Below are 14,326 nucleotides of genomic sequence, written 5' to 3'. Positions count from 1 at the left end.
AAAGTACCTTGGCAAATCACGCGCGTCTTGTCAGTTAGTGCGATGCTTTGTAGGAAAGTCTAACGGCGCGCGCAAACACGCCTGGTTCGTTGCAATACCTGCATGGGTTCAAGAGGCTGGTGGCGCATTCAGCGCCGTTGCTCAAGGGCCCGGCCGCTTAGCCGGCGGCCTGTCTGCGCCATGTGCCGGGCGGCGTGCCGACCAGTTGCGAGAAGGTCCGCGTGAAATGGCTCTGGTCGGAGAAACCGCATGCGATGGCGATTTGGGAAAGGGAATAGTCGGAATTTCTCAGGAGATCGCGAGCCCGGTCGATGCGCCGCTCGAGCAGCCATTGATGCGGCGTGCGATGCGTGGTTTCGCGAAAGGCGCGAATGAAGTAGCTTCGCGAGAGGTTGCATGCGTTGGCGATTTCTTCGATCGACACATTGCCTTGCGACTTGGCGAGCAACATGTCTTTGGCGCGCGTTTCCTGCAAACTCGAAAGGCGCCGGGTCTTGCTGAAGGATGAGCACGCCGTGTCGCCGTATTGATCAAGCAGATGTGTGCCGACGGTGATACCTAACTGTTCGACAAAGAGCGGGCTTGCCTCGCTCTTGCGATCCAGCGTGAGCGAGAGGATCTGCGCGAAATGGCCGAGCGTCGGATCGTTGCGACCTGCCAGCGTGGCGAGACGCGGCACGTTTGAACCGTTGCGCTCATAACAGGCGTTCGCGATGAAAGCACGCGACAGTTCGATCAGCACGAAATCGAATCCGCGTTGCAGATCGGCTTTGTAGTCGTCCGCGAAGTCGCGGATATAGACGCTGTCCTGGCCGAAGTCGTGGGTGGTCCAGCGGTGCGCTGAGTAAATGCGCCGCCGGTGGCCTGGCTTGAGCGACACGCCGATCAGGAAGCCGCGATCGGAACCGTGCATGGCGACCGCGCTGGCCTTGTCGTCGACAGTGGACTTGCGATAAAACTTGAACTCGCCAGTGTCGAGTTCGAGATCCCGGCCGAGCTGGTTCGACAGGCAACCCAGCGAGTCTTTGGATCGTGCGGCCGGGGCGGTGGTGGCGGTCAGTGTGGCGTTCAACATAATGGGTCACCTCGATCGTCGCGCAGCGGTCGCACTGCTTTCAGCAATTTACCCGAAAATTAAAAAATGTAAGCTAGCGTCATTATGGCTTAATCGCCCCGGAATGTGAAAGTGTTGAGTTAAATGCCTGCTGCTTTAATAATAGGCAGAAAGAAACTTTTGAAGCGGCCGGCTGGCGATTGCCCGTTCGACCGCGCGCAGCGGGCATGTGGGCTTTGAGCGGTCAGGCTTGGCGGCGCGTCGCCCGCCATTGGCGAGAGGCGATTTTATTTTTGTCGGGCTTGTCGAAATGTTTTATTTTTGCGTCGACATATTGGCGTAATACATATCGATGCGGCGTGGAAATTCTGAAGCCGGCATTCGGCGGAGTGGGAGCGCGGAGCTGAAACGCTGACGGCCCAGATTGGATGGACCGGTTCGAGCCGGCAAAGAGAACGCGGCGCGGCGCCCGGCGAAGTGAATCCGCCAGGCTGCCGCGCCGCGCGTCTACAACGTATCCACCGGGCGCCGCGTGGTTTTATCCACACGTAGCGCCCTGGCTGTCATCAGCTTTGCAGGAACGCGAGCAGATCGGCGTTGACCTTGTCCGCTTCCGTCGTGCACATGCCGTGCGGTGCGCCCGGATAAACCTTCAGCGTGGCGTTCTTCACCAGCTTCGCCGACAGGCGGGCCGAGTCGTCGATCGGCACGATCTGGTCATCGTCGCCGTGCAGGATCAGCGTGGGCACGTCGATCTTCTTCAGATCCTCGGTGTAGTCCACTTCGGAGAATTGCTTCACGCATTCATACTGGCCCTGGATCGAACCGAGCATGCCTTCGCGCCAGAACTCGTCGATCGTGCCCTGCGAGACTTTTGCGTTGGGCCGGTTGAAGCCGTAGAACGGCACGGCAAGGTCCTTATAGAACTGCGAACGGTTCGACGCCACGCTTGCGCGAATGCCGTCGAACACCGACATCGGCAGGCCGTTCGGATTGCCTTCGGTCTTGAGCATGAGCGGCGGCACGGCGCCGATCAACACGGCCTTCGCCACCCGCGCGGTGCCGTGGCGGCCGATGTAATGAGCCACCTCACCGCCGCCCGTCGAATGGCCGACGAGCGTCGCGCCCTTCAGGTCGAGCGCGTTGATGACCGCGGCCAGGTCGTCGGCATAGGTGTCCATGTCGTTGCCGTGCGACGGCTGATCCGAGCGGCCGTGGCCGCGGCGGTCGTGAGCAATGACGCGGTAGCCCTTCTGCACCAGAAACAGCATTTGCGCGTCCCACGCGTCGGCGTCGAGCGGCCAGCCGTGCGAGAAGACGACGGGCTTGCCGGTGCCCCAGTCCTTGAAGAAGATTCGCGTGCCGTCTTTCGTGGTTACCGTATTCATTGTGTGACGCTCTCCATGCTGTGAGTGGGATGCATTGCCTGCGTGTGCGCTGCCGCTGCCGGCCGCCGCCGCGGCCATCGCGACGCCCGGCGCGGCCATCGCGGCGACTGCCGCGCCGGCTGCACCGGCGCTGGCGACGAGTAGCTGGCGGCGATTCGCCGATGCAATTCCAGATGGGCTAGCCAAGTTTTTCTCTCCAGTCTTGTGATGTTGAAGGATGTCCCGTCCCGACGATGCATGACGTGACATCGCAGTTTTCAATCGTACGGTGCGAGCTACTGTAGAGAACTTCAGATTGCTTAATTCTTCTGAATGCGATTGCTTGCGTTCGCCGGTCCACCGGGGCGCGCTGTCACCATCTGACGACACCTCGCACTCACCTTTGCCGGAGTGCGATCAACTCCGCGCCGTCATCATTTTTAAGAACGATTAAGGACTTCCACAAGGACTCCGCGAAGCCCCGTCGATAGACTCAGTTCCAGTTTTCCTCGCTGTTCTGGCGAGAACGGCACGTCTCTCAGACTGCTTTGTCCATTCAATACGGAGCCCGTAATGCCTAAAGAACTCTTGACCCCCGATTCATGTGCGGTTGCCCTGATCGACTACCAGCCGCAAATGTTCTTCGGAACGACCTCGCATGAGCGGACCACCATCCTGCACAACGTCCAGGCGATCGCGAAGGCCTCGAAGCTCTTCAAGGTCCCGACGATCCTGACCACGGTGGCCGCCAAGTCGTTCAGCGGCGACATGGTGCCGGAAGTGCAATCGGTTTTCCCGGAGTACACGCCGATCGACCGCACGTCGATGAACTCGTGGGAAGACGTGAATTTCCGCAAGGCCATCGAGGCGACCGGCCGCAAGAAAATCGTGCTCGCCGGTCTGTGGACGGAAGTGTGCGTGTCGTTCCCGACCATCCAGATGATCAATGAAGGCTACGAAATCTACGTGCCGACCGACGCCTGCGGCGACATCACCACGGAAGCGCACGAACGCGCGGTGCAACGCATCATCCAGGCGGGCGCGGTGCCGATGACCTCGTTCCAGTACATGTTCGAACTGCAACGCGACTGGGGACGCAGCGAAACGTACGAAGGCTGCATGGACATCCTGAAGGCGCACAGCGCCTATGGCATCGGCGTGCGTTACGCCAAGTCGATTCTCGGCGAGCACGCGAGCGAAGCGGGCTGATTCAGCGCAACCGGCATGGCATGACGCCAGCCAACCCGTATGAATGGATGCCGCGCCGTTCGGCGACCGTAGTCCGGCATTTTCGCCGGGCTCACGCCGGCCGCGGCACCCGTTCGAACGCTCGATAGACGGCGCGCGCCGGCCGCGCGCCTCCAGGCTTCCCTGTTTCCCGATTTCCGGGCTTGCCCGGAAATAGCTCCGTGCGTGCACACCGGAGCGCTCTCCCATGAGGATCGCCATGACTTCCACACCTTCCGCGCCGACGCCGGCCGAGGTCGTCTTCTTCAACGGCAAGATCGCCACGCAGGACGACAAGCGCTCCTTCGCCGATGCGCTCGCGGTGGCGAACGGCCGTATCGTTGCCGCAGGGTCGCGCGATGCCGTGATGCGGCACGCCAACGACGCCACGCGCCACGTCGATCTGAAAGGCCGCACGGTCATTCCGGGCCTGAACGACTCGCACCTGCACATCATTCGCGGCGGCCTGAACTTCAATATGGAGTTGCGCTGGGACGGCGTACCGTCGCTCGCGGACGCGCTCGATATGTTGCGCAAGCAGGTGGCCCGCACGCCTGCGCCGCAGTGGGTGCGCGTGGTGGGCGGCTGGAACGAATTCCAGTTTGCCGAGCGCCGTGGACCGACGCTCGAAGAAATCAATGCGATTGCGCCGGATACGCCGGTGTTCATCCTGCATCTGTACGACAGCGCGTTGCTGAATGCAGCGGCATTGCGCGCGGTCGGCTATACGAAAGACACGCCCAATCCTCCCGGCGGCGAGATTCAGCGCGACAAGCGCGGCAATCCGACGGGCATGCTGATCGCGCGGCCGAACGCCGGACTTTTATACGCGACGCTCGCGAAAGGCCCGAAGCTCGCGCTCGAGGATCAACGCAATTCCACGCGCCATTTCATGCGCGAACTGAACCGCCTCGGCGTAACGAGCGCGATCGACGCGGGCGGCGGCTATCAGGCCTATCCCGACGACTACGCCGTCATCATGGACATGGCGAAGCACAGCGAATTGACCGTGCGGATCGCCTATAACCTGTTCACGCAGAACGCGAAGAAGGAAATCGAAGACTTCGCCAAGTGGGTGAAGATGACCAAACCCGGCGAGGGCGACGACTTCCTGCGTGTGAACGGCGCCGGCGAAATGCTGGTGTTTTCCGCCGCGGACTTCGAAGACTTTCTCGAACCGCGTCCGGATCTGCCCGACTCGCTCGAAGACGAACTGGAGGCAGTCGTCAAACTGCTGGTGGCGAATCGCTGGCCGTTCCGTCTGCATGCGACTTATAACGAATCGATCGAACGCTTCCTGAACGTGTTCGAACGCGTCAACGCCGAAATTCCGTTCGACGGACTGCGCTGGTTCTTCGACCACTGCGAGACCATCACGCAGAAAAATATCGAGCGCGTGCGCGCGCTCGGCGGCGGCATTGCGATTCAGCACCGCATGGCGTATCAGGGCGAGTACTTCATCCATCAATACGGCGAAGAGGCGGTAAAGCGCACGCCGCCGATCCGTCACATGCTCGACGCCGGCCTGCCCGTCGGCGCGGGCACGGACGCGACGCGCGTCGCGAGTTTCAATCCGTTCGTCTCGCTGTACTGGATGGTGTCGGGCAAGACGGTGGGCGGCACGTCGATGTATGGGAACGAGAACAGGCTCGACCGGATGGAGGCGCTGCGCCGCTATACGGTGGGCAGCGCCTGGTTCTCGAATGAAGAAGACCGCAAGGGCGCGCTGGTGCCCGGCCAGTTCGCGGACTTCGCGGTGCTGAGCGAAGACTTCTTCACGGTCGACGAGAGCCGCATCAAGTTCCTGACTTCGAACATGACGGTGGTGGGCGGCAAGGTGGTCTATGCGGACGACGAGTTCGCGCCGCTCGCGCCGCCCGATCTGCCGGTTAGTCCGTCGTGGTCGCCGGTCGCCGAATTTGGCGGCTACAGCCGATACAAACCGACCGCGGTAGCGTGCGTTGATGGTTGCGTCAATCTGTGCGGCGTGCATGCCCACGCGCACGGCTGGGCATGGCGCAAGAACGTGCCGGTCAGCGATTCGAACGGCTTCTGGGGTGCGCTGGGTTGTAGCTGTTTCGCGTTCTGACATTCACCGTCTCATGCCACGAGGCCAGCGAGAACCTTTATGCCGACCCTGAACGATGGTGTGCTGTATGGGCTGGGCATTCTGGTTCTCGATTTCCTCGCCTGGCGCTTCATGACCCGTAAAACGGACAAGGGGCGTCTTGCTCTGCGCGCGCTGATGTTCGGCCTGTCCACTTATGTGCTGTTCAGCCACGGGATGAATCCGATGCGCGCGGCGCCCTGGCCGGACGAGCCGGTGCGCCATCTGCTCGCGCAATTGCTGGAGGTGGTGTGGTGGCTGCAGGGCGCGCGCCTCGCGACGATCGTGCTGGATCGCACCGTGTTGCCGGAGACCTGGCACAAGGAGCGCCTGTTTCAGGACGTGTTCGGCGCGCTGGTGTTTCTGGCGGCCGCGGTCGGCGCGATTGCCTTCGTGCTGGAACTGCCCGTGCGCGGCCTGCTCGCGACCTCGGGCGCGCTCGCGGTCGTGCTCGGTCTCGCGATTCAAAGCACGCTCAACGACGTGTTTTCAGGCGTGGTGCTCAACGCGACGGAGCCGTTTTCGATCGGCGACTGGGTGACGATCGGCGAAGTGGAAGGCAAGGTAGTGGAAACCAACTGGCGTGCGACGAGCCTGCTCAACGCGCAGGGCAACATCGTCGTGATTCCCAACAGCGTGGCGGCGCGCACCAATATCGTCAACGCCAACCAGCCTTCACATACGCACGGCATCAGCGTGCTGCTGCCGGTCAAGCCGTCGGTGCGGCCCGCCACGGTGTTGCAGGCGCTCACCAACGCGGCAGCCAGCTCGGAGAACGTGCTTGCCGAGCCGAAGCCGGTGGTCAGCGTGCGGCGGGCGACCAATGACGCGATCGAGTACGAGATCGTCTGCTATGTCGATTCGTTGGGCAAGAAGATCGAAGTGCGCAACGAACTGTTCGATCTCGCGCACCGGCATCTGTCATCGCGTGGCGTGGTGCTGCATCCGCTGTCCGTGTCCGAACCCGCGAACGATGCCACGGATGAAAAGCAGCGCCTGCTGCGCAGCGTGCTCATCTTCCAGGCGCTCGACGACAGCGGGATTGCCGAGTTGGCCGCGCAACTGACGCGCCATGAGTTCGACATCGGCGAAACGATCTACAGCGCGGCCGACGAAAGCGGCCACGCGTTGCATATTCTGGCGAGCGGCGTGGCGAAAGTCAGCGTGCCGAAGGACAGCGGCGAGGTCGAATTGCGCCGGCTCGCGCCGGGCGACTCGATCGGCCAGTCGGGCATCCTGGCCGGCGTCAAAACCGGCGTGGTCGTCCATGCGATGACGCGTGTCACCGTGTTCCAGCTCGACAAGGCGGCATTGACGCCGATGCTCGCGCGGCGTCCCGAGGTAGGGCGCGAAATGTGCCGGCTGCTGTCCGAACACCATGAAACGGAAAAGCTGCTGCTGGCGTCGCCGGACGACGCCGACGTCAGCCCGGGTGGTCTGCTGCAATGGATTCGCGACGGCGTCCGGCGCATCCATGAACTCGCGTTGTGAGCGGAGTGCGGGCCGTGCCGCGTCGATTAAGTCTTTTTAAGGATTCGCCAAAGTCTTTATGAGGTTAATTCGCTACGCTGCACTGATCGTTCGGTCGGCGATGCGCGCCCGCTAGCGGATGCAGGATAGGGAGGAGATGACATGAAGAAAACGATTGCGGGAGTCGACATTCCCGACAGTCCGTTGGCGCGGGCGGCAACCGAGCAGATCCAGGCCACGGAGTCGAGCCTGATGTTTCATCACGCGCTCAGGGCGTTTCTGTTCGGCGCGCTGACCGGATTGCGCGACAAGCTGAGGTTCGACGCGGAGTTGCTGTACGTGAGCGCCTTGTTTCACAACGTCGGTTTGAGTGTGCAACACCAGCGTTCCGCGTATCGCTACGAGGTGGACAGCGCGAACGAGGCGCGCGACTTCATGCTGCAGTACGGAGCCGCCGCCGATGCCATCGACGAGGTTTGGGCGGCGATCGCGCTGCACAGCACGCCGGGCATTCCGGAACATTTGTCGCCGCTCGTCGCGCTGGTGAGCGCGGGCGTGCAGATGGATATTCGCGGCGCGCGTTACGACGAATTCACCGCGCAGCAGCGCGACGAAATCGTGCAGGCCTGGCCGCGCGAAGCCGGCTTCAAGAAGAAGATCATCGAAGCCTACGCGCGCGGCATGGAGCATCGTCCCGAGACAACGTTCGGCACCGTGAATGCCGACGTGCTGGACCGGTGGGATCCGAACTATCGCCGGTTGAATTTCTGCGGGCTGGTGCTGGGTTCGGAGTGGGCGAATTGACGACGCGGTTCGCCGCAAGTGGACATAGAAAAGGAAATCGGCATGGGCTACATCATTTCATTGGGAGTCGGCTTCGGCGTCGGACTTCTCTACTGGCTGCTCAAGGTGCAGTCGCCGGCGCCGCCGCTGATCGCGCTCGCCGGCCTGCTCGGCATGGTGCTGGGCGAGCACGCGATACCGGTCGTCAAGGCGCAGTTTTTCGCGCAGACGGCCACGGTTCAGGTCGCCGACCCGCGGCAGGGCAGCACGGCGCAAAAGCCGGCCACGCCCGCCGCGACAAAAGAGGGCGGCTGATCCTGCAGGCCGTCCATTCAGATATTGCTAACACCATCGGGTAATCACATGTTCACATCGCTTCAACGCTTTCGTCCTCTCGCGGCTTTCGGCGCAGCCTTGCTGATCGGCCTCGCGCCGGTCACGGCCGCGTTCGCCGATAACGGCCCGCCGGAAGTCCCGAGCGGCAAGAGCGCGCTCGCGGCGCGCATGCCCGACGTCTCGGTCGGCGCGCAGTACGACACGACCCACGTGTACGTCGCCTCGGCGGACCTCGACGCGTTCGTCACCAGCTTTCTCGCCACGTTCGGCGGCAAGGCGTCGCCGCGCGCGGTGTTCACCGTGACGCCGACGCCGAGCAAGACCGCGTCGCAATACGTGCAGACGCCGGTCGGCATGCTGTCGGTGTTCGGCTTCGAAACGCCGATTCCCTATCCGTTCGGCAACGAGCGCACCGGCTATCTGGTCACCAACATCGACCAGGCGGTGAAGGCGGCGCGCGCGGCGGGCGCCGACGTGCTGGTCGACAGCTTCGACGATCCGATCGGCAAGGACGCGATCATCCAATGGCCGGGCGGCTTGACGATGCAACTCTATTGGCACACCAAGGCGCCCAACTACGCGCCGTTGCACAGCGTGCCGGATAACCGCGTGTATGTGTCGCGCTATGAGGCCAACAACTTCGTGCGTCGCTGGGTGCATTTTTCGCATGGCAAGGTGGTGTCGGATAACCCGCGCGCGGATGCCGGCGTGATCGGCCGTCCTGGCGAGACGATTCGCGAGATCCGTATCAATTCGGGCTTCGGCCGCATGGTCGTGTTCGTCACGGACGGCAAGCTGCCGTTCCCGTTCGGACGTGAAACGACCGGCTATGCCGTCGACGATCTGGCGCAGACGCTCGAGCGCGCGCAAGCGGCCGGCGCGAAGGTGGTGTCGCAACCGTACAGCAGCGAAGCCGGCAAGAGCGCGGTGCTCGAATTCCCGGGCGGGTATATCGCCGAAGTGCACGATGGCCAGTAAAGCAGGCCTCATGCGGACCTTGCGGACGTTGCAGTCGTCGCAGGCGTCACGGCCGCGTGAGCGCTCGCGCCGGCGCGTGGCGCTGCGCGCGGCCCGCGCGCTGTTGATCAGCACGGGGCTGGCGGCCGCACTGCCGGCGTCGGCGGCGGACACCGCGCTCGGCGGTGCGGACGATACCAGCACGACCAGTACGCCCAGCACGGCGGCAACGGCGGCAAGCACGTCATGCGCGCGACCTGCCGTCATGTTCAACCGCTGGCAGGAAAACTGGTCGGCGCTCGCCAATCCGTGCGTGCCGAAGAAGCCCTTCGACTCGCTGAAATACATTCCGCTGTTCGGCAATCCCGACGCGTATATCTCGCTCGGCATGGTGCTGCGCGAGCGGCTCGAAATGAACGACGCGCCGCTCTTCGGCCTCGGTTCGGGCCACGACGACACGTACGTGCTGCAACGCCTCGAAGTTCACGCGGATGTGCGCCTCGGCCCACACGTGCAGATCTTCACGCAGTTCGAGGACGCGCGTCCTTTTGGCAAGGACAATGTCTCGCCGGTCGACAAGAATCCGCTCGACTTGCGGCAGGCGTTCGTCGCCATCACCGAACCGCTCGGACCTGGTACGTTCAAGTTTCGCGTCGGCCGCCAGGAGATGGCGTTCGACTTGCAGCGGTTCATTTCCGTGCGCGACGGCCCGAACGTGCGCCAGGCCTTCGACGCCATCTGGGCCGACTATGAAACCGGCCCGTGGCGCTGGATCGCTTATGCGACGCAACCGGTGCAGTACCGCGACAACTCGGATTTCGACGACGTTTCCAATCGCGACCTGACGTTCAGCGGCGTGCGGGTCGAGCGCAAGGCCGTCGGTCCGGGCGATCTGTCCGCCTATTACTCGCGCTACAACCGCAGCAACGCGCGCTTTCTCGACGCTACCGGCAACGAGCATCGCGACGTGTTCGACGCGCGTTATGCCGGCTCGGTCGATCACATCGACTGGGACGCGGAGGCGATGTATCAGTCGGGCCATGTCGGCAACAAGACGATCGGTGCCTGGGCGGTGGGCACGCTCGCCGGCTACACGCTGGCTTCGCTGCCGTGGACGCCGCGTCTCGGCCTGCAGGTCGATGCGGCCTCGGGCGACACGCATTCCGGAGATGGCCGCATCGGCACCTTCAATCCGCTCTTTCCGAACGGCTACTACTTTGCGCTCGCCGGTTATACCGGCTACTCGAACGTGATTCACGTCAAGCCGTCGCTGATCGTCAAACCGAACAGCAAGCTGTCGCTGCTCGCGGGCGTGGGGCTGCAATGGCGCGAGACCACCGCCGACGCGGTGTATCAGCAGGGCTCGGCAGTCGTGCCGGGGACGGCAGGACACGGCAGCCGCTGGACCGGTTTCTACACGCAGTTACGCGCCGACTATGCGGTCACCGCGAATCTCGCCGCCGCGCTCGAAGCCGTGCATTTTCAGGTCGGACCGTCGCTGCGCGATCTGGGTGCGCGCAATTCCGACTACGTAGGCGCCGAACTCAAGTTCGGCTGGTAACGCCGTATCGGCACCACGTCATCAGCGAGGCGTGTCAGAAGAGGGGATTTTTTATGAGCATGCCTGATCTACAGGTCGAAGCGGCGACGCCGTCGGAACTCGAATTTCCGTATTCGTCGCTGGAATACCGGCAGCATCAGATGTTCCCACGGCTTGCGCCCGCGGAAATTCAAAGCCTTCGGCGCTTCGCCACGCCCATGTCGTTCAAGGCCGGCGAACTGATCTTCGAAACCGGCAAGATTGCGCTCGGTCTGTTCGTGCTGTTGCGCGGCCGCGTGCGCATCTATTCGCGCGACAGCTTCGGGCGTTCGACGCTCGTCACCGAACATGAAGACGGCCACTTCATGGCGGAGATGGCGCAACTCTCCGGCAAGCCCGCGCTGATCGACGGCGTGGCGCTGACCGACGCCGAGACGCTCGTGATCGAGCCGGAGCGGTTGCGGGCGCTGATCGTCGCCGATGCGCAACTCGGCGAACACATCATGCGTGCGCTGATTTTGCGGCGGCTCGGGCTCATCGAGCAGGGGCTGGGGCCGATCATCGTCGGCAACGGGAACGATGACCGGCTCATCAGGCTGCAAGGCTTCCTGCGCCGCAACGCCTATCCCGCGATGGTGATCGACGCGCGCACCGATCCGGAAGCCATCACGCTGTTGGGCGGCATGACCACCGGCCCCGGCGACTTTCCGCTGGTGTTCTGCCCGAACGGAAACGTGCTGCGCGCGCCTGACGAAGTGCAGCTCGCGTCGTGCCTTGGGCTCGTGCCGACCTTCGAGCAATCGCATGTGTACGACGTCGCGATCGTCGGCGCGGGGCCGGCGGGGCTCGCGGCGTCCGTGTACGCCGCCACGGAAGGACTGTCGGTTGCGGTGTTCGATCAGAGGGCGCCGGGCGGCCAGGCCGGCGCGAGTTCGCGCATCGAAAACTATCTCGGCTTTCCCACCGGCATTTCGGGGCAGGCGCTCGCCGCCCGCGCGTTCCAGCAGGCGCTGAAGTTCGGCGCGCATCTGGCGATCCCCGGCAAGGTCGTCGGGGTGTGCCGCAACGAAGCCATGTTCCTGCTCACGCTGCTCGACGGCCAGCGCATCAACGCACGCACAGTGGTGGTGGCGAGCGGCGCCGCGTACCGCAAGCCGGCGGTGACGGGTTTCGAGCGCTTCGAAGGACGCGGCACGTACTACTGGGCGTCGACGATCGAAGCGAAGCTGGTGAAAGGCCAGGACATCGTGCTGATGGGCGGCGGCAATTCCGCCGGCCAGGCGGTCGTGTTCCTCGCCAACTTCGCGCGCAGCATTCGCGTGCTGATTCGCGGCAAGGACCTCAACGCGAGCATGTCGAAGTATCTGATCGACCGGATCGGATCCTTGCCCAACGTCACGCTTTGCACCGGTTGCACACTGCGCGCGCTGGAAGGCGACGAAGCCGGGCTCACGCATCTGCATGTGCGGCACGAAGACGATGGCGAGGACGAAGTGGTGGCGTCGCGCCATCTGTTTCTCTTTATCGGCGCGGATCCGAAGACGGATTGGCTCGACATGAGCGGCGTGGAGCTGGATAACCGCGGTTTCGTCGTCACCGGGTTTGCGCGCAGCGAGCATGGGTTCTCGCAAGCCAGTGCGCGATATCCGCTGGAAACCAGCGTGCCGGGCATGTTCGCGGTGGGCGACGTGCGCTCGGAATCCGCTAAACGCGTGGCCGCCGCCGTGGGCGACGGCGCAGCGGTTGTCGCGCAGATTCATGCGTATCTGAGCCAGCTCACGACGGTGACGACTCAGGAGGATTAATAAAAATTAGCGAGTACGCCCGGCAGGTGGCCGCTATGCTTTTCAGCATATTCACGATGAACACCAAGGATCGAATCATGAAGTGGATACGGCGCAAATGGGCGATGCATGCAAGCACGTGGTGCGTGTTCGTAGTGAGCCTGGTGGCGAGCATGGCGAGCATGACGAGCGCTTCCGCGTTCGCCGCCGCGCCCCAGCTGAAGACGCAGGGTCCGGGTTTTTACCGGATCATGCTTGGTGGCTTTGAAGTGACCGCGTTGCTCGACGGCACGCATCCGTTTCCAATCGACACGGTTGTGAAGGACGTGCCGAAAGCCGAAATCGCGCGCGATCTCCAGCGCGATTTTCTGCAGCCGCCGGTGCAAGGGTCCATCAACGCGTTTCTGATTAACACCGGTTCGAAGCTGATCCTGATCGATTCCGGCGCGGGCGTGCTGTACGGCGACTGTTGCGGCAAGCTGCCCGACAATTTGCGCGCGGCCGGCTATCAGCCCGAGCAGATCGACGAAGTGCTGCTGACGCATCTGCATAAGGACCATGTCGGCGGCATCGTGTCGAACGGTCAGATGGCGTTTCCGAACGCGGTTGTGCGAGTGAGCCAGGTTGAAGCCGACTACTGGCTGAACCCGGCCAACAAGTCGAAAGCGCCGGCTTTTCTCAGCACCTTCTTCGATGCGGCAAGCGCCTCTGTCGCGCCTTATGTCGCCGCGGGACGCTTCAAGCCGTTCAGCGGCGACGCCGAACTCGACGCGGGCATTCGCGCGGTTGTATTGCCCGGTCATACGCCGGGCCACACGGGTTATCTGGTGGAGAGCGAATCGCAGGATCTGCTGGTGTGGGGCGACATTATCCACGTCGCGTCCATCCAGTTGCAGAACCCTGCGGCTTCGGTCGAATACGACACCAACGTGGCGGATGCGCAGCACTCGCGCCGCCTGGCGTTGCAACTCGCAGCTAACAAACGTTATTTGATCGGCGCTGCGCACGTTGCCTTTCCGGGCTTGGGGCACATCAGAAAAAACGGCCGCACGTATGACTGGGTGCCGGTCAATTACGAGGCCGCACCCGGCAGATGACGTTCGTGCTCTTTGAAGACTACCCGCAAACTTTTCGGGAGCAGCATCATGCAGATCGAAACCCCCTTGAAGCAATGCACGGAGACGGCTCAGCATGGGAGGCGCGGTCGTCGTGAAGCGTATTGCGAGGTTAGCGACAACCCATCGGCGCTGCCGGACGACAGTCGCGCGCCGGTGTGGAGTCACGTGATCAGCAGGCTATTGGCGGACTATGGCAGCGGGAATGAAGGGGAAGCCTATCTGAAGCCACGGGCGAAACGCGTCGCCGCTGCCGACATGCTGTCGCGTCATATCCAGATCGAAGTACTTGAGCGTCTGTCGGACACGTCGATTGCCGTGCTCTGGCAGGATGCGACCCGTTGCCAGTACGTCGATCAGGTGTGGATCTGCTGCCGCGCCCGTATCAAGGGACGCTGTGCATTGAGCGGCGCGGCGATTCGCCGTGACGATGCAATCTACAAGCCGAGAATACGTGCCGCGATTCCGGCCAATGCGGACGCCATGATTCTGGCTTCCGTCATTGCGTGCATGGCGTCCACGGTCGTGTCAGGCGACGCGCGCTAGATCGCCAGGGCGAGCAGGAAATCCGGCGTCGATCGCCGCT

General features: G+C 63.0%; 12 protein-coding genes. 10 read left to right on the top strand and 2 right to left on the bottom strand.

Annotated elements, in window-relative coordinates:
- Positions 1-157: 157 nt before the first annotated feature.
- Both B0G75_RS26365 and B0G75_RS26360 read right to left on the bottom strand, forming a co-directional pair.
- A complete protein-coding gene (locus tag B0G75_RS26365) occupies positions 158-1,075 on the bottom strand; it encodes a helix-turn-helix transcriptional regulator (protein WP_106312564.1) in 918 nt (305 codons plus the stop codon).
- 545 nt (positions 1,076-1,620) lie between these two features.
- Positions 1,621-2,442, bottom strand: a complete 822-nt coding sequence (locus B0G75_RS26360; protein WP_106312561.1) for an alpha/beta fold hydrolase — start codon at positions 2,440-2,442, stop codon at positions 1,621-1,623.
- Positions 2,443-2,994: 552 nt separating this feature from the next.
- On the opposite strand from B0G75_RS26360, the gene B0G75_RS26350 reads away from it, so the two are divergent.
- The 10 genes from B0G75_RS26350 to B0G75_RS26305 all read left to right on the top strand — a co-directional run bounded on the left by B0G75_RS26350 (position 2,995) and on the right by B0G75_RS26305 (position 14,286).
- A complete protein-coding gene (locus tag B0G75_RS26350) occupies positions 2,995-3,630 on the top strand; it encodes a hydrolase (RefSeq protein WP_106286221.1) in 636 nt (211 codons plus the stop codon).
- A 238-nt stretch (positions 3,631-3,868) separates the two neighbouring features.
- Positions 3,869-5,737: an amidohydrolase gene (locus tag B0G75_RS26345; RefSeq protein WP_106312557.1), complete on the top strand. Its 1,869-nt coding sequence runs from the start codon at positions 3,869-3,871 to the stop codon at positions 5,735-5,737.
- 39 nt (positions 5,738-5,776) lie between these two features.
- Positions 5,777-7,246 carry a mechanosensitive ion channel family protein gene (locus B0G75_RS26340; RefSeq protein WP_106312554.1) on the top strand — a complete coding sequence of 490 codons (1,470 nt, stop codon included), beginning with the start codon at positions 5,777-5,779 and terminating at the stop codon, positions 7,244-7,246.
- A 141-nt stretch (positions 7,247-7,387) separates the two neighbouring features.
- Positions 7,388-8,029: an HD domain-containing protein gene (locus tag B0G75_RS26335; protein ID WP_106312551.1), complete on the top strand. Its 642-nt coding sequence runs from the start codon at positions 7,388-7,390 to the stop codon at positions 8,027-8,029.
- Between the two features lie 42 nt (positions 8,030-8,071).
- Positions 8,072-8,323 (top strand): DUF1427 family protein, encoded by a 252-nt coding sequence (locus B0G75_RS26330; RefSeq protein WP_106312548.1) that lies wholly within the window; start codon positions 8,072-8,074, stop codon positions 8,321-8,323.
- 48 nt (positions 8,324-8,371) lie between these two features.
- Positions 8,372-9,322, top strand: a complete 951-nt coding sequence (locus tag B0G75_RS26325; RefSeq protein ID WP_012427965.1) for a VOC family protein — start codon at positions 8,372-8,374, stop codon at positions 9,320-9,322.
- Between the two features lie 10 nt (positions 9,323-9,332).
- Entirely contained in the window at positions 9,333-10,862 is a 1,530-nt protein-coding gene (locus B0G75_RS26320; protein WP_106313022.1) for an alginate export family protein, read from the top strand.
- 53 nt (positions 10,863-10,915) lie between these two features.
- Positions 10,916-12,646: an FAD-dependent oxidoreductase gene (locus tag B0G75_RS26315; RefSeq protein WP_106312545.1), complete on the top strand. Its 1,731-nt coding sequence runs from the start codon at positions 10,916-10,918 to the stop codon at positions 12,644-12,646.
- Between the two features lie 77 nt (positions 12,647-12,723).
- On the top strand, positions 12,724-13,722 hold the full coding sequence (locus tag B0G75_RS26310) for an MBL fold metallo-hydrolase (protein ID WP_106313019.1): 999 nt from the start codon (positions 12,724-12,726) through the stop codon (positions 13,720-13,722).
- A 48-nt stretch (positions 13,723-13,770) separates the two neighbouring features.
- Entirely contained in the window at positions 13,771-14,286 is a 516-nt protein-coding gene (locus tag B0G75_RS26305; RefSeq protein ID WP_106312542.1) for a DUF3331 domain-containing protein, read from the top strand.
- Positions 14,287-14,326 lie beyond the last annotated feature (40 nt).

This window comes from Paraburkholderia sp. BL18I3N2 (assembly GCF_003001875.1).
Classification (GTDB): domain Bacteria; phylum Pseudomonadota; class Gammaproteobacteria; order Burkholderiales; family Burkholderiaceae; genus Paraburkholderia; species Paraburkholderia phytofirmans.
This window is presented reverse-complemented; position numbering and strand designations above follow the sequence as displayed.